The sequence below is a fragment of the Xanthomonas sp. BRIP62418 genome (assembly GCF_003993495.1).
GTDB classification, from domain to species: Bacteria; Pseudomonadota; Gammaproteobacteria; order Xanthomonadales; family Xanthomonadaceae; genus Xanthomonas; species Xanthomonas euroxanthea.
Genome location: NZ_QEZG01000026.1, coordinates 89,641 through 115,179 on the forward strand (window position 1 = coordinate 89,641; position 25,539 = coordinate 115,179).

Sequence of the window (25,539 nt, forward strand, 5' to 3'; positions counted from 1 at the left end):
GGTGGACGCAGCAGATAGACGCAGCAGATACCTGACCCACCGGGATCGGCGATTGCAGGCCGAGGTCGATGCCGCTGCGCAAGTGCTGATCCAGCACCATGATCGGATAAAGTAGCGCGATGACACTCGAACTGAAGCCCGGCGGTCTGCTGATCGCGATCGAAGGCATCGACGGCGCCGGCAAGACCACCCTCGCCCGCAGCCTGGCCACCACGCTGGAAGCGGCCGGCGCGCGCGTGGTGCTGAGCAAGGAGCCGACCAACGGCCCCTGGGGCACCCAGCTGCGCCAGTCCGCCGCCACCGGCCGCCTGCGCGCGGACGAAGAAGCCGAGTTGCTGATCCGCGACCGCCACGAGCACGTGGACACCCTGATCGCACCGGCGCTGGCACGCGGCGACATCGTGATCCTGGACCGGTATTTCCCCTCGATGGTCGCCTACCAGGGCGCTGCCGGCCTGCCGCTGGACGATCTGCTGGAACGCAACGCCTTCGCGCCGCGCCCGGACGTGCTGCTGCTGCTCGACCTGCCCCCGCCCACCGGGCTGGCGCGTATCCGCGCCCGCGGCGATGCGCCCAATCACTTCGAGACCCAGGACAACCTGGAACGCTGCCGCAGCATCTTTGCGCAGCTGCAGCTGCCGGGGAAGCACGTCGTGGACGCCAGTGCCGATGCGGACAGCGTGCTCCGCCAGGCCCACGCCATCGTCGTCGCCGCACTGGCCGACCGCCTACGCAGCGAGGCCGCCGACGCCGACGCCGACAAGGCCACGCTGGAGCTGCTGTCGGCCGGTCGCCCGGCCTGAGGTGCTGCGCGAACCACGCGCAGGCAAACGCAACCGCGCAGTGATTGGCGGGCTGCGTGCAGGGATCTGTTCTCGACCGGTCGAACCCGCGAAGACGCGCTCCGGGGCGCTGACGGGCAGCCAGCACCGAGCTACATGCACAGATTGCGGGAGACCACGAAGGACCTTCGTGGTGCCGGCACCCGGATTCGAACTGGGGACCTACCGCTTACAAGGCGGTTGCTCTACCAACTGAGCTATGCCGGCAAAGGCCAAGCGCGTTGCGCGCCGGTGCGCATTCTAGCGCAGCGTGGTGCAATCTAGCGACCGCTGACGCGTTGCGCCTGCGGTGCCCTGCAATGTCCCGATTGCGGCCGTGCTGCGCACATCGATCCACCAGCGCGATTGCCCGTTGCCGCTGGGCAGCAGCTGCGCCGGAAATCCCGCGCCGGCCAGGCTGGCCTGACGTCGCTCGGCACGTTCGCGACTCTGGTACTGGCCCAGCGCGATGCTGGTGTCCTCACCCTGGGCAATCACGTAATAGTCGCCGATGCCGGCCGCAGCAATACGTTTGACCAACGCCTGCGCCGCCGCACGGTCGCCGACATTGGGCAGCATCACCCGGAACGTACTGACCCCGGCGTCCTTGTCCTCGCGCACGCGGGTGCGCGTGGCCTGGCCACGCAAGCGTGCCAGCGCGGCATCGGCCTCGGCGCGCGCCGCATACGGCCCCAGGCTGGCACAGCGCTCCGGCGCAGCGGCCGGAGCGGGCACCGCCGGCGAAGCGTTGATCGGCGCTGCCGCGGCACGCTCGGCCGGCGACGGAGCGGGCTTGGCCGGTGCTGGTGATGGCGCCTGTGCCGATGACTGCGACGTGGCGGCCACCTTCGCCGCAGCCGCAGCTGTCGAGGAAGCTGCCGCCGCTGGTGCGGTCGTCAATGTCTCAGGCGATGCCGGTGCCGGCGCATCCGATGGTGCGGTCGGCGCAGCGCCCGACGCCGCCGCTGCGGTGCCTGCCTCGCCTGACACCGCAGCCGCCGCGGCTGTCGCCGTGCTCGGCAGTACTTCCAGGCGCGCCACACCAGCCGGCTGCGGCGGTGCAGCCACGGCTGCCGGTGCCGGCTGCAACGCCCACCACAACGCCACACCGGCATTGAGGACGATCAGAACAACGATGAGTGCGCGCACATACATGCCAAGGATTCTAAGCGGGGGCGGTCACAACGCACGAGTGCTCGTCGACCCGCCGCCGAGGGCAGGGCTCGTGGGCGCAGTGCACCGGCGCGGCCGGCCGGTTCCGTCTGCCGGCCGCACCCGCTGCGAGGCCGTGCGAGCGCGCGGCTCGTGCGTTCAAGCTGCCGACGCAGCCCTGGCCCAGGTCGCCAGCCCGTCCAGCACCAACGCCGCGCGGAAGCTGGCATCGGGCAACAGCGGCAGCAACGGCGGCGCACCGCCCCCGTGCACCAGCAGCCGCACCGGCACGCCCAGGCTGCGTTGGGCGTGCTGCAGGCTGCGTTCGATCAGCGCCACCGCGGCGCCATCGCAGCCGGAGGTCAATGCGTCGTCGGTGTCGTCGGCCAGCTCGACATAGGCCCCGCCGCTGGCCGGCAACTGCACTGCGCGCGCATGCAGCGCTTCGCGCATCGTGGTCGGCGAGGCAGCGATCCGCCCGCCGTGGTGCTGTCCGTCGGCGCCCAGTACATCGATGGTCAGCGCGGTGCCCACGCCGGCCACCAGCACCGGTGCGTCGCCGCGTGCGCCCAGCAGCGCGAGGAAGCGGTCCACCCCGAAACGGCCCGGGTCTGCGTAGGCGATGCGGATGCCGGCGCATTCGGCCACGGTCCGCACGATGCGCACCTGTTCGAAGCGCTCGCGCAGGCAGCCCAGCATGCGCTGCGTCAATGCCGGCGCGGCCACGCTGGCCACGTGCGCAATGCGCCCGGTGGGCAATGCGGCCAATGCGGCCGCATCCATCGCCTCGGCACCGTGCGGCCAGGCCTGCACATCGCCTGCGCGGTCGCCCTGCAGCGGTGCGTACTTGAACCGCGAATTCCCCAGGTCGAACAGCCACTCGCTCATGCAGGTCTCACGCTCACTTCTCCGGAGTGGAACAGCCGCACCGTCTCGCCCAGTTGCACCCGCAACGCGCCGTCGGCTGCCAGGCCAAGCGCAACACCGTGATGCCGGGTGCCGGCCTCTTCGACCTGCACCGCGCGGCCGCGCAAGACGTCCAGGGCCGCATAGCGGCCCAGGAACGGCGCCAGCCCCTGCGCTTCGAACAGCGCCAGCGCCGGCAGCAGCGCCGACACCACCGCCGCAACCACGGTCGCGCGCGACACCGCGCGGCCGGCCAGCGTATCCAGATCCACCCATGGTTGGTCGATCGCAACGGCGGCGGCGGCCGGCATATGCACGTTCAAACCCAGCCCGATCACCGCGCGCGCGTTGCCGGCCATTTCGCCGCCGCCTTCGATCAGCAGGCCGCCCAGCTTGCGCTCGCGCGCCAGCAGATCGTTGGGCCATTTCAGCCCGACATCGGCAAAGCCGCAATCACGCAAGGCCTCGGCCACCGCCACGCCCACGGCCAGGCTGAGCCCGGCCAACTGCCCCAGCCCACCGCTGAACCGGCGCGAGGCCGAGAGATAGATGTGTGCGCCCAGCGGCGAAGTCCATTGGCGTCCGCGCCGGCCACGCCCGCCGGTCTGCCGCTCGGCCAGCAGCACTGCCACGCCCTGCTCCGGCGCCGGACGCGCCAGCAAGCTGGTATTGGTGGATTCCAGCGTCCAGGCGACCTCCAGCGCAGCCAGGCCTGCCAGCGCATCGGCCGACAGCGCTGCACGAATGCGCGCCTCGTCCAGCAGGTCCAGCGGTGCCGCCAGGCGGTAGCCGTCCCCGGCCCGCCCTTCGATCTCGACCCCGGCCGCGCGCAGATGCTGGATCCGCTTCCACACCGCCGCACGGGTCAGCCCGGCGTCGCGCGCCAACGCATCGCCGGATAGCCGGCCGCTCGCAAGTTTGGCCAGCAAGGCGCGGTCATCCACGGCAAGGTTCCCAAATCGATCCGTGAAAGTATGCGCCAAGCGCTCCCACCCGCCCAGCCTGGCTTGCGTGCGGGAGTGAAAAGCACGTTATGATCGGCCACTCACGCCGCTTGCCCTGGATGTGGACGATGCGCCGAATCACGGTTTGCCTGCTGTTGTTGTTGGCTCCGCTTGCCGCACTGGCATCGGACCAGCTGGCCGATGGCGATCATGAGAGCTGCGTCAGCAGCAACTCGGCGGCACGTGGCAGAACCCCCAACAGCGACCCGGCAGCCCCGGCACGCGCTCCCGCGCACAAGCCCACGCCGGCCACCGGCGGCGGTGGCAGCGACGGCGACGGACTGTTCCCCCGCATGCGTACGATGCCGCGCTGGCATAGCTTCCTGCCGGGCATGTTCCGCTGATCCAGTGGGTGTTGCGCCGGCTGCGCCGGCCGCCGCTCGATATTCCCGATGCGTTGTGGGTTGCGGCCAGCCGCCGCTGCGCCTGGGTCGCTGCGCTCGACCTGCCCCGCCAGCAACGTCTGCGTGCATTGGCCGCGCAGTTCCTGCAGCAAAAGACCATTTCGCCGATCGGCGGGCTGCAGCTGCAACCCCACGATCGCGTCTTGCTGGCTGCCAGCTGCTGCCTGCCGCTGCTGAACATCGGCGCGGCCGGCTGGCGTGGCTGGTCGCAACTGATCGTCTACCCGGACGCGTTCCGCGTGCAGCGCACGCATGTGGATGCGGCCGGGGTAATGCACGCCTGGGACGACACCCTGATCGGCGAGGCCTGGGAACAAGGCCCGCTGATCGTCAGCTGGGCCGACGTGCAGGCCGACCTGGACGACCCGCAGGCCGGCTTCAACGTGATCGTGCATGAGATGGCGCACAAGCTCGATGCACTCGATGGCGCCCTCGACGGCACTCCGCCGCTGCCGCGCGATGCGCAGCGCGCCTGGGCACGCGATTTTCAGCAGGCCTTCGACGCCTTCTGCCAACGCGTCGATGCCGGCGAAGACACCGAGATCGACCCGTATGCCGCCGAAGCACCGGACGAATTCTTTGCAGTGGTGAGCGAATACCACTTCTCCGCACCGCAGCTGCTGGCGCGCGTCATGCCGGATATCGCTGCGCAGCTGACGCGGTTTTACGGGCTTTCCCCGTTTGCATCTTCAGCGCAGCGCTGAGGGTGTGACATCGCAGCAGACATCGGGATGGCCTGATGCAATGCTGTCGCGCGTGTCGGCCGCTGGTGTTACCCACCGCGCCAATGCGCGATGCCGCACAGGTCCGCACGCAGACGGACTGCCCGCATCAACGCACTGCCACGCAGTCACACCAGCCCAAGATCGCGCGGCCTGGCCCCGGGAAACACCCGGTCCAGCTGCGCAGGCGACAATCCCCACAACCGGCTCAATACACCGCCGAACAGGCTGCGGTAATTGGTGAGCACCGGATAATCGCGGTTCTGCAGCAGCTGTGCCTGCGCAACGGCGACCTGCTCGCCCGCGATCCGGCCGCCACGCACGCTGCCGCCCAGTACCCAGTACGTGGTGCCATGCCCATGATCGGTGCCCTTGCTGCCGTTCTCGCGGAAGGTGCGGCCGAACTCGGACAGCACCACCACCACGGTGTCCTTCCATGCCGGCCCCAGGGCCTCGGCGTACGCCGCCAGCCCTTCGCCCAGATTGCGCAGATTGTTGGCCAGGCCGCCCTCGACACTGCCCTGGTTGGCGTGCGTGTCCCAACCGCCGACATCGACAAATCCCAGCCGATAACGCTCGCGCATCAGGCTCGCCATGCGCCGGGTTTCGTCGGCGAAGCTGCGCGCGCTGGCGGCGCCGCGACCGGCCTGCTCCATCTCTTCGCGCAGCTGCGCGGTGACCTGCTGACGCAGCGCCAGACCTTCGTGCGCGGCCGCTGCCAGCGGCGTTGCGTCGTACATCTGCGACAGGATCTGCGCCTGTCGCGCATCCATACCGCCCTTGCCGATGCCCCGCAACGACACGTTGGGCAGGTCGCCGCCGCCCTGGAAGGTCAGCGGCAGCGAATCGGTGAAGGCAATCGCCGGCACTCCGCTGAGCACGCCCGACAGGCGCGCCATGAAGCCGGAACGATAATCGCGGCGCTGCGTGCCGGCCTGCCCGGATTCGATGTCGTCCTGGGTTTCGAAGTGACTGCGCGACAGATCGTCGGTGCCGGCAAACGGCACGAACGCCAGCTGCTGGCGTTGCCATAGCGGCAGCAGCGCATCGCGCATCACCGGGTTGAGCCCCCATTGCGTATCCAGCGCAATGGCACTGTACGGATTGGCCGCATCCGGCCGCGCAATCGCCAGGGTCGGACGCGCCTGATAATAGAAATCGCTGGCATGCGGCACAAGCAGGTTGTTGCTGTCATAGCCGCCACGCAGGAACACCACCAGCATGCGTGCACTGTCGCGTGGTGCAGCAAACAGGCGACCGCTCCAGGGCAGGCTGGCGGCCGCTGCGGAGGCGAGCAGAAATCGACGTCGTTGCATGGCGCACTCCCGTGGCGGTGATCGCTGGTCGGTTGTTGATCAGCGGGTATTGCATCGGCGGCCGTTGAATCGGCGCCCCTTGAATCAGCGATAGTTGAAGTCCGGCGATGACAGCAGGAATCCGTTCCATTCCGCAGGCGAACGCGCCTGGTCCAGCGCCTCACGCGTGCTGCTGGAAAGCGACGGCGCAACCCAGCGATACGATGGGCGCGTATCGATCCGCGTCAGCGCCGGAAGTGGCGTGTCGTTATCGCCATCGAAGCGAAACAATTGCCTGGGTCCGCCCCCCAACGCACGCGCCACCTCGAAGCGGCGTGCCAGCTGCCCGGAGCTGGTCCACGCCTGCGATTGCAGCGACCACCCATCGGGAGTGATGCGCCCGAACACCGGCTCGCCGAGTTGCTGCACCCAGCTCACCATCGGCGCGGCATTGACCACCGGTTGACCCTCGTACGCCAGCCGCATCGCCGAGACCACAAACCGATTCGGATCCTTGAACTTGCGCGGTTGCGCCTGCGCAAACTCCGCTGAATCCAGCAGGGTCTGCATGACCTTGGCGATATCGCCATCGCTGCGCTGAAAGGTGTTTGCCATGCGTTCGACCAACGCGGCCGGTGGCGTGTCGCTGACAAAGTACTCGGCCAAGCGCTGCGAAATGAAATGGGCGCATGCCGGCTGCCGCACCAGCAACTGCACCGCACGCGCGATCTCATCCAGGCCGCCGGCGGCGATGCGCTGGCCAAGCAAGGTCTTGTCGCCAGGTTGATGACGCGCAGGATTGAATTCGAACAGCCCCTTGCGCACCACCTGCGGCTGCCCCGGCGCGGTAGCGGCCAGCGGCGGAGCGCCCTCGGCCTTGACCGGCACCAGGCCGGCACCGGTAAGGATCAGCGCCAGCTGCTGCACATCCTGCTGGCTGTAGCCGCCATGCACGCCCAGCGTGTGCAGCTCCATCAGTTCGCGTGCGTAATTTTCGTTGACCTTGCCCTTGGCGTTCTTGGCGTTGTCCAGATACTCCAGCATCGCCGGGCTTTCCAGCGTGGCCATCACCAGGTCGGCGAACTTGCCGGTGGCGTGTGGGCGGATCGCGTTTTCCATGTAATCGGCCGCCATCCATTTCACGCGCCCCTTGTCGGCGTACACGCTGAAATGATTGAGCCAGAACCACACCAGCTGCTCATGCACCTGTTCCGGCGCATACACCGCACGCAGCAGCTGCGCCTGACGCGCCTGGGTCAGCATCTGCCCGCCACGCGCCTGCCACGCCTTGCGCAATGCCGTCTTTTCGTCGCCATCGGGCATGCCTTGCAGGCGGATCTTGTCGGCCTCGTACTGCGTCAGCAAGGCCAGCAAGGGCGTGTGCAATGCATCGAATTGCTGCAGTTGGGCACGGATCGGCGCTGGCAGTGCCGCATCGTCGCCGGCCTGCAATAGCAGCTTGCCGTAGCGTTTGGGCCCGAGCCGCTGCAGTTGCGCTGCGCTACCGGCATCCACACCGTAGGTGGCACGCTGCAGCCAGCGTGTCTGGGTCGGCGTCAGTGCTGGATTGGCAGCACTGCCCGACATGGCGAAGGCACAACCCGCGAGAAGCCACGTCAGCTGCCATCGATGACGGCGGCGCGTGCCCACCGGATGTGCGCTCAGCCAGTGCATCTGTGCATTGCGCTCGAACATGCAGCTCTCCATCGCAGCGGCCTGCAATCGGCCCAGTATGGTCACGCCAACGCGCGGGGCGTTAAACGGTTGTCGGAGCGCGCTGCGACGTTGACCACCGGTTCATTCCGCCACCCATGCCGGTCACAGTCCCGGCGGCAGGGTCACGTCGAAGCGGGCACCGCCCAGTTCCTGCGAGCGCACCACCTGCAGTTCGCCGCGGTAGGCCTTGATGAGGTCCTGCACGATCGACATGCCGATGCCGTGGCCTTGCACGCGCTCGTCGCCGCGCACGCCACGCTGCAGGATCTTGGCCACGTCTTCCGGCGCGATGCCGGGGCCATCGTCTTCCACCGACAGGATCAAACCGGCGCGACGGCTGCCGGTGGTGGGACCGGGCTGGGCGGTCAGCAGCACGCGACTGCGCGCCCACTTGAAGCCGTTTTCCAGCAGGTTGCCCAGCAATTCCTGCAGGTCGCCCGGCTCCCCATGAAAGCGCGCGTCGGGCGAAATATCGAACTCGCACAACACGCCCTTGACCGAATAGACCTTCTCCAGTCCGCGCACGATTTCTTCGGCGGTCGACTCGATCGGCAGCGGTGCGGCAAACAGCTTGTGGCCGCTAGAGGCCGCGCGTGCGAGCTGGTAGGACACCAGGTCGTTCATGCGGCGCAGCTGTACGTCCATTTCCTCGTGCAGATCGCGCTCGGACTGCCCGCTATCGAGCTGGGTGCGCAACACCGCGATCGGCGTCTTGAGGCTGTGTGCCAGATCGGCCAGCGTATTGCGCTGGCGGTCCAGATTGTCGCGCTCACTCTCGATGAAGGCGTTGATGCTTTCGGTCAGCGGCTCCAGCTCGCGCGGATGCTGCTCGCTCATGCGCTGGATCTCGCCGCGCTGCACCTTGGTCAACTCGTTGATGACCCGCCGCAGCGGACGCAGGCTCCATTGCAGGATGAAGGCCTGCAGCACCAGCAGCACCACGCCGGCACTGCCGAGATAGAACCACACCGCGCCACGGAACACGCGCAGCTGCGCACCCATCGAGCGCGCATCTTCCATCACGTAGATGGTGTACGGAATCTCCCCGCCGTGTTCGCGCTCGACGTAGCTCACACCCAGGCCGTAGCGGTACAACTGGCCCACGCTGCCGTCGATCTGGGTCATCTCCAGCGGGCCGATGAATTCTTCCTGGCGCGGCTCGAGCATGCGCCCGTGCGGAATATTCGGGCCCTCGGCCGACATCGAGGTCCAGCTTTCATCCGGGCGCACGACTTCCACGTACAGCCCGCCACCGGGCACATCGAAACGCGGGTCTGGCGGCTGCCCGCCGATATACAGCGAGCCGTCGCGGACGAAATCGATATTGGCCGCGTACGCAGAGGCGTAGTTCTTCAGCCGCTCGCGCAGGTTTTTCTCGGCGGTATCGGCAAACGCCACGTCCAGCGCATACCCCGCCAGGGCCAGGAAGGCCACCAGACTGAGGCTGGCAGCCAGCAGCTGGCGGGCCTGCAGGGAGCGCGGCCGCCAGCGTCTATACCATTTGGAGCGGCCCGGCACCTGATCTTCCTGCTTGCCGATGCGCGGACTCAGCCTTCGGTACGCGGAATGGCGAAACGGTAGCCGCGACCGCGTACGGTCTCGATCGGCTTGAGCTCACCATCGGGATCGAGCTTCTTGCGCAGGCGGCCGATGAACACTTCCAGCACGTTCGAATCGCGATCGAAATCCTGCTGGTAGATGTGCTCGGTCAGATCGGCCTTGGAGACCAGTTCGCCGGCATGCATCATCAGGTACTCGAGCACCTTGTACTCGTAGCTGGTCAGGTCCACGTTGGCGCCATTGACGCTGACCGTCTGCGCTGCCAGATCTAGGGCAACCGGGCCGCATTCCAGGGTCGGCTTGCTCCAGCCTGCGGCGCGTCGCAGCAGCGCATTGACGCGCGCCAGCAACTCTTCCACATGAAACGGCTTGACCAGGTAATCGTCGGCACCCTGCTTGAGGCCTTCGACCTTGTCCTGCCAGCTCGAACGCGCGGTCAGGATCAGCACCGGGAATTTCTTGCCCTCGTCGCGCAGCGCCTTGATCAGCTCCATCCCGGACATCTTGGGCAGGCCAAGGTCGATGATGCCGACATCGAACGGGACTTCGCGGCCCATGTACAGGCCTTCTTCGCCGTCTTGTGCAGCGTCGACAGCAAAGCCTTCACGCTTCAAGCGCGCGGCAAGGGTCTCGCGCAGCGGAGCTTCGTCTTCGACCAAAAGGATACGCATGCACTCTCCCTAGTTACGTTGTCGGCCAATGGCCGGGGAATTTATAAGACTGAACGCAGAACTATCTACGTCTAGTGGTTATCGTCGCGTGGTGGCGCATCCGGCTGAGCCTGGCTGCGCGGCGGCGTGGCCTGCATCTGCTCCGACTCATACACGGTATGCACGCGGCCATCCTTCATGTACTTGATCCGGTTGAGATTGCCCCCGTCGAACGGCACGCGCTCGGCACTAAGGATCTGTCCACCGGTGGACCGCTGCACCTGCCGGATGGTGTCCGAGAGCGTGCGTCCATTGCCGCGCGCAGACGGCGGCAACGCCTCGCGCCCCGCATGCGACATCGGATACGCCTGTCCCCATGCCAACGGCGCTGCCATGGCGGCCCCAAGGGCAACCAGGACGACATAGCGGGCGCGGCAGGACGGCTGGGTCACAATAAATCCTAGCGGGTTGTTCAGGAACATTCAAAATTCGTGAAGACGGCCACCGGGCACCGCATGGTCGAACCCGAGAATAGACCCAAATTCTTGATTTTTCGGGGTGAATCCCATCTGAACTTTTTAGCTTTGTGTTAACGCGGTTCAGCGAAATGAATCCATCCGGCCACCATAGGACGGTTCAGCGCCGGATTTCGCAGTCGCGCCTGCCCGGCGGCATCCCGCTACATGCCAGACATCCGTATGCCGGTTCAGCTAATGCAAGCTGCAAGCCAGTTCAGGCCACCACGCGCCAGCCCTGGGTGTCGGTGCGCTGCAAGGCCTGCTCGACCAGATCCCAACCGGCACCCGGCCGGTGTGCGCCCTCGCTCAGAACCTGCCGGAACGCGCGTCCGCCCGGCTGGCCATGGAACAGCCCCAGCACGTGCCGGGTCATATGCTTCAGCGCCAGGCCGCGTTCCAGCTGCGACTCGACGTAGGGCCGCAAGGCGCGCAGCAACGCATCGCGCGGCTGCTCCGCACGCTGGTTCAGGGCCGCATCCAGGCGATGCAGCACGTAGGGGTCGTGGTAGGCGGCCCGGCCGAGCATGACGCCGTCGGTCTGGTGTAGATGCTCCATGGCGGCCTCCACCGTCGCAATGCCGCCATTGAGGACAACCGGCAGCGCGGAGCGCTCCTGCTTGAGGCGATACGCCCAGTCGTAACGCAGCGGCGGCACTTCGCGGTTTTCCTTGGGCGACAGGCCCTTGAGCCACGCGTTGCGGGCATGCACCACCACCATGGCCGCACCGGCTGCGACCACCTGATCGACGAAGCTGGCGAACACGGCGTAGTCGTCATCGTCGTCCACGCCGAGGCGGCACTTGACCGTGATCGGCAGCGTGGTCGCTGCACGCATGGCGGCAACACAGTCGGCCACCAGGCCCGGCTCGCGCATCAGGCAGGCACCGAAGCGCCCGGCCTGCACGCGATCGGACGGGCAGCCGCAATTGAGGTTGATCTCGTCGTAGCCCCAGGCCTGCGCGATCGCCGCGGCCTGCGCAAGCAGTGCCGGCTCGCTGCCGCCCAGTTGCAGCGCCAGCGGATGTTCGACCGGATCGAAGCCGATCAGCCGCGCGCGATCGCCATGGATCACTGCATTGGCGTGCACCATCTCGGTATATAGCCGCGCCGAGGGTGCCAGCAGGCGATGGAAGACCCGGCAATGGCGGTCGGTCCAGTCCATCATCGGAGCGACGGACAGGCGCAGGGAGGCGGCGTAGCGATCGGCGGAAGCGGTCATCGACATGTGGCCGCAGCAGGCGGCCATCGGAATGCGGAGCAGGATCAACAGCTTACACGGGCGTGGATGAATCTGCCGCAGCGCGGCGCGGCATCCCGCACGGCTTACCTACCGGAGTCCTCTGCAGGATCATCGCTCACTGCACTGTGTGACTGCCCCATCTCGGCTGGCCGAATCCACGCAGGACGCACGTTTTATGACGTACTTGCGGCGCGCTTTGGCAGGTGGCAGCGGGCGGCTTTGTGCCATCGGGAGGAGCGAACAACATCGCGCTGGCGCTGTTCTCGTTCCCGTCGCTTGCCCGGTGCAAGCGTCATCAGGCGGCTCAGGCGGCATCGCTGCAGGATGCGCGGTGTCTGGCGGCGTTCGCCTGGACAGGGCGAACGCAGTGCATCATCGGTGACGCGCGAAGCTGATTGGTCCGGTGCAGCGTAGTTTCCTGCGCCTGGACCGCATCTGTAGTTACGGGTTGCGGAAGCCCACACGCTCTTCGGCACTCAGCGGCTTGCCGAGGGCGTGGTACGAAGCGACCAGAGTGATCAGGGCAGTGCCCAGCACGGTGTAGAAGCTCCACGACGTGGCCAGCACGTGTACCTGACCGAACACCAGGGCGACCACGGCAGTGGCGGTGCACAGCACCATGGCCAGCAGGGACATCAGGAAAGGGATGGAGGGATCGAGCTTCATGGTCCGGGGGGATTCCTAGTGTGCGATAGCGGAAGCATCGGCGTTCGCAGCGCTTTCTTGAACTGTTTTTTGCGGTTTTCCCGAACAAATTTCAGGCAAGTCAGCGCGCACTCAGACTTCTGTCAAACCCTTGGCGCACAAGCGTTTCCACGTCAGGAGACTCCTGACGCAGTGGCGGAAAAATCACCACCTCCGCCAGAGATCCAACGCGCCTGCGGCAGAAAACCGGCGGAGGCGGCGGCCGCACTTTTTGGCGGGTCGTGGAGGCAAATTGAGCAGGTCGGCGAGCCACTAGCCGATCCGGGAGCGACGATTCGCTGCGCTCGGTGCACGATGGCTGACCTCCGAACCTGGCGGGGGCGATGGTTGCGCCTCTCGGCAGGTGATGCAGGCAGATTGAGTAAGTCGACGCGCGGCCAGCCGATCTCAGAGCGAGGATGCGGTGCGCTCGGTGCGCAACGGCTGCCCCCCCGAACCACGTCGGTGGTCATAGCCGAGCGGGCGTCGCCGGTACGCACCCGGTAGATGGAGTGCTGCAGCGAGGCCGCCGAGGCTCCGTGTATCGAGGTGCAGGACTCAGGCGATGCCGATCAGCGGCTCATCCGACGGCCACCGGGACGGAGCTGCCGTCGCAACCACCGACAGCGCTTCGAAGACGGCCGAGCGCTAGGCGTGCAATCCGCTCGGCGGCGGCCTGCAGGCAACTGGCCTGTGCACCAGGTGCATTGCGGTACGGCACGCTGCAGCAAGCATCGCCGTTGGCTCACGCCGGCATCGGCCGCATGGCGCCTGTGCAAGCTTGCTGACGCCTGGCACCACGCACGCTTGGCATCACGCACGCCTGCCCGGCCACGCATGACAGGCGCGCTCAGCGCGCCGGGGTCGTCGCGAACTCGCCGCGTTGCAGCCTGGTCACATCGTTGCCCTGCCCATCCTTAAGGCTGAGGTCCGCGCCCTTGGCGGCCAGGTCCTTGAGCACGTCGGTCCGCTGGAACAGCGCTGCGTACATCGCCGCGGTTTGCCCGGCATTGTTGCGCTGGTCGGGAGCACAGTCGGCCTGCATCAGACGCTTGGCGATGCCCAGCTCGCCCTTGAAGATCGCGCCCATCAGCGCGGTGTTGCCGCGCTTGTCCTGCGCGCAGGGGTCGGCGCCGGCGCTGAGCAACTGCTCCACCGCCGGGCGCTGGCCGTGATAGGCCGCCAGGATCAGGGCGGTGTAGCCCTTCTCGTCGCGGGTGTTGAGGTCGTAGTGCGAGCGGATGAACTCGGCAAGCATGTCCTGCCGCCCTTCGCGTGCGGCGTCGAAGAAGTACTCGCGCAACTGCAGCTTGATCTGCGCCGGGTCGGCGGCGGCAGTCGTGGCGCTGGTGGAGGCAGCTGTGGGCGAGGCAGCGTTGGCAGCCGCAGACAGGGTGCCGAGCATCAGAAACAGCAGGGTGCGCATATGGCTCTCCCGATAGCGAAACGGCACCGCGGCACAGGCCGCGATGCCGTGGGTGGATCAGTCCTGCAGGCTGGAGGCCAGCTGCTTGACCCGGGCCAGGTCGCCCTTGGCGACACGGGTCACGCCGGTGCCGTACTCGGGGTCGGCCTTGTACAGGAACGACAGCAGGATGTGCTTGCTCTCGGTATCGGTGTTGGCCAGCGACTCGCCGAAACTCTGCACCAGATCGGCGCGATCCTTCTTGCTGTAGGACCGATACAACTCACCGGCCTGCTTGAAGTTCTGCTCGCGGGTGATCTTGGCCTGCTGGGTGGTACCCGACAGCGGCAGTTCGCTATAGCGCGCAGCAGTGTCCTGCGGACGCGGTTCCAGGCGGCTCGGCTCGTAGTTCACGCCACTGGTGGTGTGGCCGTGATTGGCCTCGCCATCCTGGTTGCCGTTGTTGACCGCCACACGCGGACGATTCACCGGCAGGCTCAAACCATTGGTGCCGACGCGATACAGCTGGGTATCGGCGTAGGAGAAGATACGGCCCTGCAGCAAACGATCTTCGGACGGCTCGATGCCCGGCACCAGGTTGGCCGGCGCCATCGCGACCTGCTCGGTTTCCTGGAAGAAGTTGTCGACGTTCTTGTTCAACACCATCTGGCCGACTTTCTGCTCCGGCACGTCCGGCCAGATCTTGGTGGCATCCAGCGGATCGAAATCGAACTTGGCCAGGTCTTCCGGCTTGAGCACCTGCACGTACAGGTCCCACTTCGGGTAGTCGCCCTTCTTGATCGCACCGACCAGGTCGTTGGTCAGGTGGCTGTAGTCCTTGGCCTGAACGGCGGCAACCTGCTTGGGATCGAGGTTCTTGATGCCCTGCAGCGTCTTCCAGTGGAACTTGACGTAGTGCACTTCACCCTGGGCATTGACCAGCTTGTAGGCATGCACACCGTTGCCATCCATGAAGCGATAGCCGGCCGGGGTGCCTTCGTTGGAATACAGCAGCGTCAGCGTGCGGGTGCTTTCGGGCACGTGCGAGAAGAAATCGAAACGGCGCGAGTCGTCGTCCAGGTTGGTGCGCGGGTCCGGCTTGAAGGCATGGACCATGTCGGGGAACTTGATCGCATCGCGGATGAAGAAGGTGGGGAAGTTGTTGCCGACCAGATCCCAGTTGCCTTCGCTGGTGTAGAACTTGGTGGCAAAGCCGTGCGGGTCGCGCAAGGTCTCCGGCGAGTGATTGCCGTGCACCACCGAGGAGAAGCGCACGAACACCGGGGTCTTTTCGCCGGCACTGAATACCTTGGCCTTGGTCAGGCTGGACAGATCGGCAGTAGCGGTGAACTCGCCTTTGACGCCGGTGCCGCGTGCATGCACCACGCGCTCGGGGATGCGCTCGCGATCGAAGCGCTGCAGCTTCTGGATCAGCTGCACATCCTGCAGCAGGGTCGGGCCATTGGCGCCGGCGGTCTGCGAGTTCTGGTTGTCACCGACCTTGGCGCCGTTGTCGCGGGTCAGGACGGATTGGGCGAAGACCGGCGGGGCGATCAGCGTGGGGGCTAGCAGGGCTAGCACCATGAGGGATCCAGGGCGCATGGCGTCAGCTCGTTTGAGGGAGCTGAATCATGGCCAGCGGGCCGAAGCGTGAGAAGTCGTTAGTTATGATCGCTGCGATAGGCGAACATGATGATGACTACAGAGCGTGATATGCATCGCGTAACAAAGCGGCGGTACGTTGAAGATCATGCCGCTTATGCCGCGGATGCGGTGACCAGACCTGATTCACAGCGACGCACGCAGTGCGTTGGTGGCTGTAAGAATACTGCAGTGCAGAAGATCGGCAGGCTCACGAACCAGCAACAGCATGCGGTGAAAATACGCACAGGGCCGGGTGTCATCGCTAGCGAAAACCAAGGCACCCGTACATCGCGACGTCTTTTTGACCCAGGCATGCACGCGCCCCATGCGTTGACAAGCAGCGCAGCCATCGCATCGCACTTGGCGATCTCCGCAAGGTTCAAAGACCGCCAGAACCGCCCTGTTCGTCAGGCAAACCTACGTCTGCCCGTCTGCGTGCCAGCTGCGCCGGATCCTCCAGCTCGAACAGGCTGCCGTCCGCCTTGCGCTGGGTACCGTAGCGCTGCGGCTTGCCCGACATGATCAGATTACGATCCACGAACAATGCCATGTCCGCGGTGCTGTAAGACCCGCGCGCCACTGCAACCTCGATGCTCTTCAGGAAGCCATCGCGAAACGTGCGGTCAGTGGAGTGCTGCGCGACCAGGAAACCAGCATGCGCCCCGTCTTCGCCAACCGACGCGACATCGGGGAAGCCGAATTTCTCGATCAATGCAGACAGCGCAGCCTGGTTTTCCCGTTGCGACGCAACCAGACGCATTGCCATGTCTTTCGCTGCGCCTTGGTTGGCCTGTAGCTGTTGCGCCGTGAAAGCACCACGAATCTGCTCGCGGATCTTCTGATCTGCATCGGCCAGTGCCAGCAGCTGTTCGCGGTAGGTAGCATTCATTGAGTGGTGGTCCGGCTGCAGATTCTGCCCTGCTTCAGCAACAGCATGCCCTATCGTCGCCAGCTGCCACAGCAGCACTCCTAGCATCACCACTTTCATGAGCACGCAACTCTCGATTCTGGAAAACTCTTGACCCCCGTCCCACTCTGGACAGCTACGGGCTTTTCTTCCAAGCGTGGAAATTCCCGGTACCTACTGGTTTTCCCGTAAACCAGGAACGAACAAAACTTGCCCGCTATGTCCATCCCAGGCGACTTGTCATCCAGATAGAGGAATTGTCCACCTGGGTTGAGCTCCAGGAATACCGGCTCACCCCCAGCGATGGGGACGACAAAATCTGCACAGAAGAAGTCGATCCCCAGTGATGATCGAAGCACATCCAGCTTTGCCTGCAATCCGGGATACAAAGATATCCACTCGTAGTGCATGGTCGTCTTATGCCTGACAGCACGATAGTCGATCTCGCCCAACAAGGAATGACGCATCTGCATGCAGAAGTACTCCCCCCCCATGCAGACCACCCGTAGGTCCGCTTGATGACTAATAACCTGCTGATAGGTCGTCGGACACGCGCGCAGATCCCCATCCGCCAGCTGTTCTTTCGGAGCAATGCGTGTCGCATAGGAGACGCTGTAGTTTTCACCATCCGCCCATGCCCCGACATTGAACGGCTTGACGACAACACCATCGGCATGTCTCTGACGAAATGCATGAACATCGTCCGGACGATGGCTGATCAAGGTCTCCGGCACTAACAGACCACTGGCAACTGCAGCGGCGAGCTGCAGCGGCTTCTGATCAGCGGCGAGTGCAACTAGCGGCGCATTGACCCAACGCTTTACGCCGTGCCCAGCTGCGAGCAGGGCCACCGCCCCCAGATCGAACAGCAGCCCTTCGGTCTTGATGAATTTTATGTCCTGATCGTGGACATGCGTAGGCACCGATTTATTGAACAACAAACGGCGGCTCCAAGCCGCATCGTAGACAATCGGAACGCCATCTCGAACAACACTCACGCCTTGCGACCCATACAGCAAAGACCCGTCGAGGCCACACGGCCACTGCCCGGTGTCCAACAGGCTCACGGCGTGTCCCGACGCGGCGATCATCGCAGCAATCGCGGACGCATGCGTATCGCTGCGCGGGGCGACGATCAACACATTCCTGATATTTTTGTCCATAGACCCAACACATTCCAAGGCGCGACAGGAGCATGGCGACATCTGCATGTCGCCATGCCGGGGTACGCTTAGCTGACGATAATGATCGTTTCGGTGTCGATGGCCTCGACAATGATGATGACTAACGTATCGCCAGCACCACCGCAGGACACAGCACTGACTTCTTCCTGAGTCATCTCACGTGCGAAGCGCTGAGCGACGGGACGCGAGTTTTCCATGAGTTCAAAGTTTTCCATTACTTACTCCTTGGCTGTTTCAGGGTAGTTCGCCGGCGAAATTACCGACGTGCTTCTCGACACCATCACTGGCATCAAGTTTCTCGGCGCCATGACTGGCAGCCTGCTTATCTCGCAAATCGGCGACAAGCGATATCCTGCGGTCGGCAGAGGCAATCGTTTCCTGCCGGTGCGCGATGATGATCCTGGTCATTTTCATCGCCTTGATATGCGCGTTGACCACTTGATCTCTGGTGGAATCCAGATGACTGGTCGCCTCGTCCAGTACGAGGATCTTCGGCTGCCGGTACAAAGCGCGCGCGAGGATGACGCGCTGACGTTGACCGCCGGACAGGATCGAACCCATATCGCCGACAAGGGATTCGTATCCCATTGGCATCCTGGCAATATCGTCATGGATCGCAGCCAGCTGCGCGGCACTGGCGATCCGCTCGATACTCGAATCCGGATCGAAGAATGCGATATTGTCGGCCAACGATCCGGCAAATAGCTGATCATCCTGCATGACTGCCGACACCATCGTCCTGTAGTTTTCCAGCCCGAATTTGCGGATATCGACACCGCCGACCTCGATGGTGCCCTCAGTCGGCTCGATCAGACCCAGCAGCAACTTGGCGAATGTGGACTTGCCACAGCCGCTAGGGCCCACAATGGCAACCGACTCACCCGCTTCGATGCGCAGATTGAGATTGCGTATGACCCATGGATCGTCGTCCGAATAACGGAAACTCAGCCCCTTGACGAGAATTTCAGGAACGGGCTCCGGGCCGCTATAACTGGAAATTTCATCTAGATCCGGGGCAGTCGTGGCGATATCCGCGATCCGCTCCGCATGCAGACGCAGCATCTTGAGTTCGATGAACTTATCGACCAAGCCCGCAGCCCTGCTGGTGAAAAGATCCGCGTACGCTAGGAAGGCAACAAGCATGCCTGCCGACAAGGTTCCATTCAATGCCAAGTAACCGCCGATGGCGATGAGAAACACTCTCTGCGTCCCGAACAGTCCCTGATTGAGCGCATTGAATGCAAGGCCAAAACGTTGCGTCTGCATTTCCAGACGCACACTCTGTGCTGTGGCACTGAACAATCTGCCCTGGCGAAGCCCCTGCTTGTTGGCAAGCTTGATCGCCTGTATGCCCCGCACCGACTCCATCAACTCGCTTTGCTGACGTGCCGCATATGCCAACTGATCACGACTGGTCACGAATTGCAGTCGATAGAACGCCAGACGCAAGCCGAGATACAGGGTGAAAGCTGCCAGGACCAGGCTTGTAAGTGGGAGGCTGTAGGCCATCAGAATCACCACGGCCAAGCATCCTGTAAGCCCGTTGAGCATCGCCTCCACAAAGCTGCCGGTCAATGTCGTCTGAATGGACTTCAAAGAAGAAAAGCGCGACAACACATCGCCCATATGCCGCTTCTCGAAGTACTCAAGTGGAAGCCGCATTAGATGGCCAAACAGGTTGGTGATCCATTGGGTATTCAATGATGCGCCGAGCCAACTGACGATCCAGCTCCGCGCGACTGTCAGCATGGTCTGGAAAACGACGGTAAGCAAGAAAGCAATGGTCAGGATCTTAAGCAGCTGCATATCGGCTGAAACCAGCACGTGGTCGATAACCCACTGCATCTGGAAAGGCAGAAGTAGCGCAAGCACCTCGATCGCCAACGCCAAGCCGAATATCTGCAGCAATCCGCGCCTCAGGCCAAAAATTCGCCCTGTCAGGGATCGCAAGGACACCTTTGGCGCCTCGACGGAAGGCCGAAAGTCTGTGCCAGGCTGCAGTTCCAGCAAGACGCCCGTGAAATGTTTTCCGACCTCGGACATCGGTAGCCGCAACGTCCCCCGTGCAGGGTCGTGTAGCAGCGCAACGCCTCGCACTATGCCTTCAAGAACAACGAAGTGCGACATGTCCCAATGCAGGATGCATGGTTGTTCCAGGTCTTGCAGATAGTCAGGCTCGGCTCGCATTGCCCGAACATCCAGACCCATGGCACGACCAATCTGCACCAGCCGCTCAAGGCGAACGCCTCTCTGCGAGATATTGAATCGCCGCCTGACCTGAGCGAGATCGATTCTGTCACCGTGATATCCAGCGACCATGACCAGACAGGCAAGACCACATTCGGCCGCTTCCGTCTGCATCACCGGGACGATCTGCGCACGGTTCGACAATAGCTGGTGGACCGATGCGGTGTCGATCATGCCTGTTTCCCGGCCGGATTATCCAACAAACGCCCCGTCATTTCGTAAACGGGTTCAAACATCCATTCGATCAGCTTGCGCTTCTCCAGAAGTATGTCGGCATCCAAAACCATGCCCGGGCGCAGCAGTTCGTTTCTTCCGTTGGCGACAATATGCTGTGTTTCCAGTTCGACGATGACACGATAGCGGGCCTCCTCAATCTGCTGGCCCAGCAGCGACGACAACTCTTTCGAAGTGACCGCGCTACGCGAGACCTCAACCACACGCCCTGCGTGGCGACCGAACTTCTGATACGGAAACGCCTGGTAGCGAAGAAGGACGCGATCGCCACGCGTCACGAATCCAACGGCCTTGGAAGGCACCCAAAGTTCAGCGCGCAAGGTAATATTTTTGGGTAATAAGGTGACCAGCGGCTGTTGCGCGCTAACAGGCTGCCCGGCGTGGACAAACATGTTTCCAATGATTCCGTCGGCGGGAGCGCGCAAGACGATGGAACGGCGCGCCTCGCTCTCCGAAAGGGATTGAGCGACGTCGGCGATCTGCCTGGCAATTTCGTTGCGCTTTGCCTCCAAGGTCGCAGGATTTTGTTCCAGCTGAGATTGCAGTTGAGAATGCTCCACGCGAAGGTCTAGCGCATGCTTTTGCAACTCCTTGAGTTGACTTTGGTTCTGGATTGCAATGTCTTGCTGCTGCAGTAATTGAACCTTGGTCAATATCCCCTTTTCTGCGGCGCTCACCCATTGCTCGTAGAGTCGAAGCGCACTGTCTGCGCGCTGGCGCTGCAACCGGATTTGTTCGGCGGTGTTGTCCACCTGCGCCTGCAGCAAGGCGATCCTTCGGCGCAGATCGCGCTGCTGGGCGGCGTACAGCTGATCCTGCGCCTGCATATCTGCGTTCAGACGACTGCGCTTTATCTCAAGCTGCGAGATGACCGATGCCTGCGTGTCTCCGAGCGAAGTGCTGTCCTGCTCTCCCGAAATTTCCAGCACAGGGTCACCAGCCCGTACCGTGGCTCCCTCGACCACGAACGCCTTGGACACCATGCCCGCGCTGAGCGGCGTCAATGTCAACAGGCCACCGTCTGGTACCAATGCGCCATTAACGGCTTCGTGCCGGGTGAAACTTCCAAAGCACAGCAACGCGAACACTGTGACCACGAGAAACACCGCGGTGGCAAAGCACGGCCAACCGAACCTTGGCGCCTCAAGGCGCACCGGCGCGAGCCAGGCTTCTCGGCGTGCGCGCAACACTTCTTCCCTGAAGAAACTGCCCGGCATATGCACTCCCTGCTTCGCTAAGAGACGCGCCTACTTCCTTCAGTTCCAGTTAATCCAGAGAATTGAGTCCTGTCAAGCGCCTTGCATCGCATAACCATATGCCGCGCCCAGGAATCTCTCTAGAGCAAAAAGAAATGGCTGCCCTGGACTAGCCGATCACCCGCTTGAACGGCGGCAGCGCGTCGATGATGCGTTTGCCATAGCGGCGCGTGAGCAGGCGCGAGTCGAGGATGATCACGCGGCCGTGGTCGCTGGAGCTGCGGATCAAGCGGCCTGCAAACTGCGTGAGCGTGCGCAGCGCGTGCGGGATGGCGATCAGGTTGAAGGCATTGTGGCCGCGGCTTTCCAGCCATTCGCTCAGAGTCGAGGTCTGCGGGTCGGTCGGCACTGCGAACGGTACCTGGGTAATGACCACGGTGGTGCAGGCATCGCCGGGCAGGTCCAGGCCTTCGCCGAAGGAGTTCAGGCCAAACAGCACCGAGCCTTCGCCGGCGGCGATGCGGCGCAGGTGTTCGGTGATCAGTTGCGACTTGTTGCCATCGCCCTGCACCAGTACGCGGTTGCGCTGCGCCAGCGGCATCAGGTCGGCGACCTTTTCCATCTTCCAGCGCGAGGTGAACAGCACGATGCTGCCCTTGGCGGTCCAGTCGAGTTCGCGCACCAGGTAACGTGCGACTTCCTTCGGGTGGCCTTCGCGATCGTCGGGAGTGACCGGGAAATTGGGCACGATCAACTCGGCCTGGTTGGGCAAGTCGAACGGTGAGGCCAGCGAGGCCATCTCGGCGTGATCGGGCAGGCCGTTGTCGATGGCGAACGATTGGAAATCGCCGCCACCGGTCAAGGTGGCCGAGGTCATCACCACCGAATCCACTTCGTTCCAGATCATCGTGCGCAGCACCTGCGCGGCCGACACCGGCGAGCAATGGCAGATCAGATCGCCATCGCGCGACAGGGTGATCCAGCGGGCCATCGGCGGCTGGCCTTCCTTGTCCTCGCGCCGCCAGCCGCTCCACAGATTGTGTTGCTGCTCGGCCATCTCCAGGGCCAGGCCGAGGCTGCGCTGCAGGCGTTCGCGCGCCGCATCGTCCTGCTTGCCCTTGGCGATCGCACTGTGTGCGGCATGCACCCAGTTGAACAGCGCGCGGGTTTCTTCGCCAAGTTCTTCGATGGCCGGGCCCCACTGCGGCGGCAGCTTGCCGTTGGCCGCACGCCACAAGGGATCGCGCTCGCCGGGCTCGGGCTTCCACACTCGTTCGACCTCGGCATGGAAGGCCTTGAGCAGCTTGGACACGCGCGCGGCCACCTCGATGGCCTCGTTGGGCAGCAGGTTGCCGAGCTTGTCCTTGTCCACGGCGCGGTAGGCGGCGGCGATGAGGATCTGCAACCGGCCGGTGCGCTTGGCCATCTCGTCCAATGGCAGGCTGGCCGCGCCCTGGTCGATCGCCACGCCGGCGATGTGGTGGCCTTCGTCGAGCACCAGCAGCATGTCGGCGGGCGGGGCGATCAATGGCTGGCCATTCTCGGCATCGCCCAGCGACAGCGACGACAGCAGCAGTGCATGGTTGGTGACCACGATCTGCGCTTCGCGCACGTCGGTGCGCGCCTTCAGCACCGGGCATTGCGCGGCGTAGCTGCAGCGGCGGCCGGCACAGCCGGAGGCTGGCGTGGTGATGCGCAGCCGCAGCGGCACCGAGACCTGCTCGGGCGCATCATCCAGATCGCCGTTCCAGCTGCGTTCGGCGTAGGCCTTGGCCAGGCGCTTGGCCAGATCCGCGTCGGCCGGGCTGAGCGGGCGGTCGTAGAGCACCTGCTCGTCGTCGAACATGCCTTCCTGGCTGGTTTCGCCCTGCAGCTCGGCGGCGTTGCGCGTGCACAGGTAGCGGGTGCGGCCCTTGGCCAGCGCAACCGTGGCTTCCAGGCCGGTGGCCTTGAGGAAGGCCGGGATGTCGCGCTCCACCAGCTGCGATTGCAGCGCCACGGTGCCGGTGCTGATGACCAGCTTTTTCTTAGTGGCCAGCGCGATCGGCACGCCGGCGGTGAGATAGCCCAGGCTCTTGCCGACGCCGGTAGGCGCCTCGGCAATGCCGATGCCACCGGAGGTGGCCAGCGCGCGCGAGACCAGGCCGATCATCTGGCTCTGCGCCCGCCGCGTGGCAAAGCCGGGCGTGTTGGCCTGCAGCTTGGCGTAAGCCTCGCGGATGCCGGCCTTGATCGGGTCGGTCAGAACACGCTGGGTGGGAACGGGCGCCGACGGCGCGGCCGGTGGGGCAACTTCATTCATCGGGCTATTTTCGCACGGACCGGCGCAGCGCCTGCGACCGGCACGGCGCTCGGCTGAACGTGTTTGCTGGCGCAGGGCGCCGCCGCCGCCCTGTTCCCGGGTGCGCACGCTGCACGGCCACCGCATGCCTCGGATCCGATCAGCGCCGGCAGGCACTGGCCGCAAGTCCTAACCCGAAGGGTCGCGCAATGGATGCCGACCGAACCACCCTGCGCTGCCTGCAACGAGCAGGCAGCGTCGCTTCACGTTGTCAGCGGCCTTGCGGCCGCTGCGGCCATGCATGGCGCGCCCAGACCAGTCCGATGACCACCATTGCGATGCCCATCAGCAACATGCCGGCACCCACGCCAGTGGGCCCGAAGCGTTCGTACAGCAGGCCGCCGCGATTGACCGCGGCCAGCGCCTGCGGATGCAGCAGCGTCCACCCGCCCTGCCCGACGCTGACCAGCCCGACCACCACCAGCGCGATGGCTTTGAGCGGAATCATGGGCGCGGGCCGGTGGCGGGCGGCATCCGTTGCAGGCTGCCTGCCAGCGTCCACACCAGCACGCCGATGCCCACGCCTTGCACCGCCACCAGCACAAAGTGGGCGATGCTGACCACCGTGCTGATCTGACGCACATTGCCTTGCTGCAGCAGCAGCATCGGAATCGCCTGGAAGGCAACCTCGGCAAACAGGCAGCCCAGCAGCAGCCAGAGCGCGGCCAGCCCGGCACGCCGCAACCGGCTTTGCGAGGCACGCCACAGCAGAACCAGCCCGAGCAGCAGCGCGATCAGCATCGGCACGCGCGACAGCAGGCTGGTGACCAGGGTCAGCAGGATATCGGTGGCGGTGACGCTGCCCACCTCAGTCGGCACTGACCAGGAGGGCCTCGCGCGCGCGCAGCGCGGCGTACACCGGGTCGGTGTCCGGGCGCACGCCATGCCACAGCGCGAAACTCTCGGCGGCCTGCTCCACCAGCATGCCCAGGCCATCGACGGCGTAGCGGCATTGCGCTGCACGTGCCCAGGCCAGGAAGGCGATGGCAGTAGCGCCGTAATTGAGATCGACCGCCGCGGTGAGGCTGTTGACCAGACCCAGCGGCATGGCGAACGCACCGGCGTCGCGATCACGCCCGGCTGCGGTGGCATTGACGATCAGTTCGAAGTCGCCCAGGTCGCGCAGGTCTTCGATGTAGCGCGAGACCACCCGCCCCGGTTCGCCAAGCGCATCGCACAAGGCATCGGCGCGCTCGGGCGAGCGGTTCACCACCACCATTTCGGTGATGCCCGCTTCCAGCAGCGCCGGCGCCACGCCGCGCGCGGCACCGCCGGCGCCCAGCAGCAGCACACGGCGACCGCGCAGATCCAGCCCGTGGCGGTCGGTGAGATCGCGCACCAGGCCGGCGCCATCGGTGTTGTCGCCCTCCCAGCGGCCGTCGTTGCGCACCAGCGTATTGACCGCACCGGCCAGACGCGCACGCTCGCTCAGGCTGGCCGACAACGCACAGGCGGCCTCCTTCAGCGGCAGGGTCACGTTTGCACCCTTGCCGCCTTCGTCGGCGAAGCGCTCCAGCGCGGCAGCGAATGCTTCCGGCGCTGCGTCGATGGCGGTGTAGTCCAGCGCGATGCCGTTCTGCTTCCCGAAGTCGGCGTGGATGGCCGGCGACAGCGAATGGGCGACGGGGTGACCGAACACGGCATAACGGGATACGGGCATGAAACGCTCTCTGGTTGACTAGACTGTGCGCGACTTGAGACAGGAACAC

The 25,539-nt window shown here is 64.7% G+C and carries 24 protein-coding genes and 1 tRNA gene; 3 read left to right on the forward strand and 22 right to left on the reverse strand.

All coding sequences use genetic code 11. The features are described 5' to 3' along the window. The first annotated feature begins 119 nt into the window (after positions 1–119). Complete coding sequence (gene tmk / locus EO174_RS04005) at positions 120–803, forward strand: dTMP kinase (protein WP_104584242.1); 684 nt, start codon at positions 120–122, stop codon at positions 801–803. A 170-nt stretch (positions 804–973) separates the two neighbouring features. Here tmk and EO174_RS04010 read toward each other — a convergent pair. The 4 genes from EO174_RS04010 to birA form a co-directional block, all read right to left on the reverse strand. Then, a tRNA-Thr gene (locus tag EO174_RS04010) sits at positions 974–1,049 on the reverse strand. Positions 1,050–1,082: 33 nt separating this feature from the next. After that, the gene (locus EO174_RS04015; protein ID WP_126942417.1) at positions 1,083–1,976 is read right to left on the reverse strand and encodes an SPOR domain-containing protein; all 894 of its coding nucleotides are present in this window, start codon (positions 1,974–1,976) and stop codon (positions 1,083–1,085) included. Positions 1,977–2,132: 156 nt separating this feature from the next. Next, entirely contained in the window at positions 2,133–2,861 is a 729-nt protein-coding gene (locus EO174_RS04020; RefSeq protein WP_126942420.1) for a type III pantothenate kinase, read from the reverse strand. After that, positions 2,858–3,862, reverse strand: a complete 1,005-nt coding sequence (gene birA, locus EO174_RS04025; protein WP_321186574.1) for a bifunctional biotin--[acetyl-CoA-carboxylase] ligase/biotin operon repressor BirA — start codon at positions 3,860–3,862, stop codon at positions 2,858–2,860. Before birA ends, EO174_RS04020 begins: the two co-directional genes overlap by 4 nt. A 50-nt stretch (positions 3,863–3,912) precedes the next feature. On the opposite strand from birA, the gene EO174_RS04030 reads away from it, so the two are divergent. Together EO174_RS04030 and EO174_RS04035 are read left to right on the forward strand one after the other, a co-directional pair. Then, positions 3,913–4,227 (forward strand): hypothetical protein, encoded by a 315-nt coding sequence (locus EO174_RS04030; protein ID WP_126942423.1) that lies wholly within the window; start codon positions 3,913–3,915, stop codon positions 4,225–4,227. Positions 4,228–4,235: 8 nt separating this feature from the next. Beyond that, complete coding sequence (locus tag EO174_RS04035; RefSeq protein WP_126942426.1) at positions 4,236–4,991, forward strand: M90 family metallopeptidase; 756 nt, start codon at positions 4,236–4,238, stop codon at positions 4,989–4,991. Between the two features lie 146 nt (positions 4,992–5,137). Here EO174_RS04035 and EO174_RS04040 read toward each other — a convergent pair whose 3' ends face one another. The 18 genes from EO174_RS04040 to aroE form a co-directional block, all read right to left on the reverse strand. Next, entirely contained in the window at positions 5,138–6,325 is a 1,188-nt protein-coding gene (locus tag EO174_RS04040; RefSeq protein WP_126942429.1) for a DUF1501 domain-containing protein, read from the reverse strand. An 84-nt stretch (positions 6,326–6,409) separates the two neighbouring features. Beyond that, on the reverse strand, positions 6,410–7,978 hold the full coding sequence (locus EO174_RS04045) for a DUF1800 domain-containing protein (RefSeq protein WP_241235954.1): 1,569 nt from the start codon (positions 7,976–7,978) through the stop codon (positions 6,410–6,412). A 144-nt stretch (positions 7,979–8,122) separates the two neighbouring features. Beyond that, positions 8,123–9,493 (reverse strand): ATP-binding protein, encoded by a 1,371-nt coding sequence (locus EO174_RS04050; RefSeq protein ID WP_024939071.1) that lies wholly within the window; start codon positions 9,491–9,493, stop codon positions 8,123–8,125. 74 nt (positions 9,494–9,567) lie between these two features. Next, positions 9,568–10,251 carry a response regulator transcription factor gene (locus tag EO174_RS04055; protein ID WP_002808458.1) on the reverse strand — a complete coding sequence of 228 codons (684 nt, stop codon included), beginning with the start codon at positions 10,249–10,251 and terminating at the stop codon, positions 9,568–9,570. 71 nt (positions 10,252–10,322) lie between these two features. Continuing rightward, positions 10,323–10,625: a hypothetical protein gene (locus tag EO174_RS04060; RefSeq protein WP_104584226.1), complete on the reverse strand. Its 303-nt coding sequence runs from the start codon at positions 10,623–10,625 to the stop codon at positions 10,323–10,325. 337 nt (positions 10,626–10,962) lie between these two features. After that, on the reverse strand, positions 10,963–11,967 hold the full coding sequence (gene dusA, locus EO174_RS04065) for a tRNA dihydrouridine(20/20a) synthase DusA (RefSeq protein WP_126942498.1): 1,005 nt from the start codon (positions 11,965–11,967) through the stop codon (positions 10,963–10,965). A gap of 462 nt (positions 11,968–12,429) precedes the next feature. Beyond that, positions 12,430–12,654: a hypothetical protein gene (locus EO174_RS04070; protein WP_016902784.1), complete on the reverse strand. Its 225-nt coding sequence runs from the start codon at positions 12,652–12,654 to the stop codon at positions 12,430–12,432. 868 nt (positions 12,655–13,522) lie between these two features. Continuing rightward, positions 13,523–14,098 carry an ankyrin repeat domain-containing protein gene (locus tag EO174_RS04075; RefSeq protein ID WP_126942432.1) on the reverse strand — a complete coding sequence of 192 codons (576 nt, stop codon included), beginning with the start codon at positions 14,096–14,098 and terminating at the stop codon, positions 13,523–13,525. 57 nt (positions 14,099–14,155) lie between these two features. Further along, positions 14,156–15,661, reverse strand: a complete 1,506-nt coding sequence (gene katB / locus EO174_RS04080; RefSeq protein ID WP_181142067.1) for a catalase KatB — start codon at positions 15,659–15,661, stop codon at positions 14,156–14,158. A gap of 439 nt (positions 15,662–16,100) precedes the next feature. Further along, a complete protein-coding gene (locus tag EO174_RS04085) occupies positions 16,101–16,709 on the reverse strand; it encodes a DUF6624 domain-containing protein (RefSeq protein WP_126942435.1) in 609 nt (202 codons plus the stop codon). Beyond that, complete coding sequence (locus EO174_RS04090; protein WP_342344520.1) at positions 16,706–17,791, reverse strand: hypothetical protein; 1,086 nt, start codon at positions 17,789–17,791, stop codon at positions 16,706–16,708. Before EO174_RS04090 ends, EO174_RS04085 begins: the two co-directional genes overlap by 4 nt. 68 nt (positions 17,792–17,859) lie before the next feature. After that, on the reverse strand, positions 17,860–18,027 hold the full coding sequence (locus EO174_RS22870) for a hypothetical protein (protein ID WP_023905561.1): 168 nt from the start codon (positions 18,025–18,027) through the stop codon (positions 17,860–17,862). A gap of 19 nt (positions 18,028–18,046) precedes the next feature. After that, on the reverse strand, positions 18,047–20,233 hold the full coding sequence (locus EO174_RS04095) for a peptidase domain-containing ABC transporter (protein ID WP_126942438.1): 2,187 nt from the start codon (positions 20,231–20,233) through the stop codon (positions 18,047–18,049). Beyond that, a complete protein-coding gene (locus EO174_RS04100) occupies positions 20,230–21,510 on the reverse strand; it encodes an HlyD family efflux transporter periplasmic adaptor subunit (protein ID WP_276568234.1) in 1,281 nt (426 codons plus the stop codon). The genes EO174_RS04095 and EO174_RS04100 overlap by 4 nt, the downstream gene beginning before the upstream one ends. A 148-nt stretch (positions 21,511–21,658) precedes the next feature. Then, positions 21,659–23,791 carry an ATP-dependent DNA helicase DinG gene (gene dinG, locus EO174_RS04105; protein ID WP_126942441.1) on the reverse strand — a complete coding sequence of 711 codons (2,133 nt, stop codon included), beginning with the start codon at positions 23,789–23,791 and terminating at the stop codon, positions 21,659–21,661. A gap of 250 nt (positions 23,792–24,041) precedes the next feature. Next, on the reverse strand, positions 24,042–24,278 hold the full coding sequence (locus EO174_RS04110; protein ID WP_126942444.1) for a hypothetical protein: 237 nt from the start codon (positions 24,276–24,278) through the stop codon (positions 24,042–24,044). Beyond that, positions 24,275–24,649, reverse strand: a complete 375-nt coding sequence (locus EO174_RS04115; RefSeq protein ID WP_206515036.1) for a hypothetical protein — start codon at positions 24,647–24,649, stop codon at positions 24,275–24,277. The genes EO174_RS04110 and EO174_RS04115 overlap by 4 nt, the downstream gene beginning before the upstream one ends. Beyond that, on the reverse strand, positions 24,639–25,490 hold the full coding sequence (gene aroE, locus EO174_RS04120; RefSeq protein WP_126942447.1) for a shikimate dehydrogenase: 852 nt from the start codon (positions 25,488–25,490) through the stop codon (positions 24,639–24,641). Before aroE ends, EO174_RS04115 begins: the two co-directional genes overlap by 11 nt. Positions 25,491–25,539 lie beyond the last annotated feature (49 nt).

Excerpts from the sequence above, each read along its gene's own strand:
- tmk (WP_104584242.1), top strand. The coding sequence starts at position 120 with ATGACACTCGAACTGAAGCCCGGCGGTCTGCTGATCGCGATCGAAGGC.
- EO174_RS04015 (WP_126942417.1), bottom strand. The coding sequence starts at position 1,976 with ATGTATGTGCGCGCACTCATCGTTGTTCTGATCGTCCTCAATGCCGGT.
- EO174_RS04020 (WP_126942420.1), bottom strand. The coding sequence starts at position 2,861 with ATGAGCGAGTGGCTGTTCGACCTGGGGAATTCGCGGTTCAAGTACGCA.
- EO174_RS04030 (WP_126942423.1), top strand. The coding sequence starts at position 3,913 with ATGATCGGCCACTCACGCCGCTTGCCCTGGATGTGGACGATGCGCCGA.
- EO174_RS04040 (WP_126942429.1), bottom strand. The coding sequence starts at position 6,325 with ATGCAACGACGTCGATTTCTGCTCGCCTCCGCAGCGGCCGCCAGCCTG.
- EO174_RS04045 (WP_241235954.1), bottom strand. The coding sequence starts at position 7,978 with ATGCACTGGCTGAGCGCACATCCGGTGGGCACGCGCCGCCGTCATCGA.
- EO174_RS04055 (WP_002808458.1), bottom strand. The coding sequence starts at position 10,251 with ATGCGTATCCTTTTGGTCGAAGACGAAGCTCCGCTGCGCGAGACCCTT.
- EO174_RS04060 (WP_104584226.1), bottom strand. The coding sequence starts at position 10,625 with ATGGCAGCGCCGTTGGCATGGGGACAGGCGTATCCGATGTCGCATGCG.
- dusA (WP_126942498.1), bottom strand. The coding sequence starts at position 11,967 with ATGACCGCTTCCGCCGATCGCTACGCCGCCTCCCTGCGCCTGTCCGTC.
- EO174_RS04070 (WP_016902784.1), bottom strand. The coding sequence starts at position 12,654 with ATGAAGCTCGATCCCTCCATCCCTTTCCTGATGTCCCTGCTGGCCATG.
- EO174_RS04075 (WP_126942432.1), bottom strand. The coding sequence starts at position 14,098 with ATGCGCACCCTGCTGTTTCTGATGCTCGGCACCCTGTCTGCGGCTGCC.
- katB (WP_181142067.1), bottom strand. The coding sequence starts at position 15,661 with ATGGTGCTAGCCCTGCTAGCCCCCACGCTGATCGCCCCGCCGGTCTTC.
- EO174_RS04085 (WP_126942435.1), bottom strand. The coding sequence starts at position 16,709 with ATGAAAGTGGTGATGCTAGGAGTGCTGCTGTGGCAGCTGGCGACGATA.
- EO174_RS04090 (WP_342344520.1), bottom strand. The coding sequence starts at position 17,791 with ATGGACAAAAATATCAGGAATGTGTTGATCGTCGCCCCGCGCAGCGAT.
- EO174_RS22870 (WP_023905561.1), bottom strand. The coding sequence starts at position 18,027 with ATGGAAAACTTTGAACTCATGGAAAACTCGCGTCCCGTCGCTCAGCGC.
- EO174_RS04095 (WP_126942438.1), bottom strand. The coding sequence starts at position 20,233 with ATGATCGACACCGCATCGGTCCACCAGCTATTGTCGAACCGTGCGCAG.
- EO174_RS04100 (WP_276568234.1), bottom strand. The coding sequence starts at position 21,510 with ATGCCGGGCAGTTTCTTCAGGGAAGAAGTGTTGCGCGCACGCCGAGAA.
- dinG (WP_126942441.1), bottom strand. The coding sequence starts at position 23,791 with ATGAATGAAGTTGCCCCACCGGCCGCGCCGTCGGCGCCCGTTCCCACC.
- EO174_RS04110 (WP_126942444.1), bottom strand. The coding sequence starts at position 24,278 with ATGATTCCGCTCAAAGCCATCGCGCTGGTGGTGGTCGGGCTGGTCAGC.
- aroE (WP_126942447.1), bottom strand. The coding sequence starts at position 25,490 with ATGCCCGTATCCCGTTATGCCGTGTTCGGTCACCCCGTCGCCCATTCG.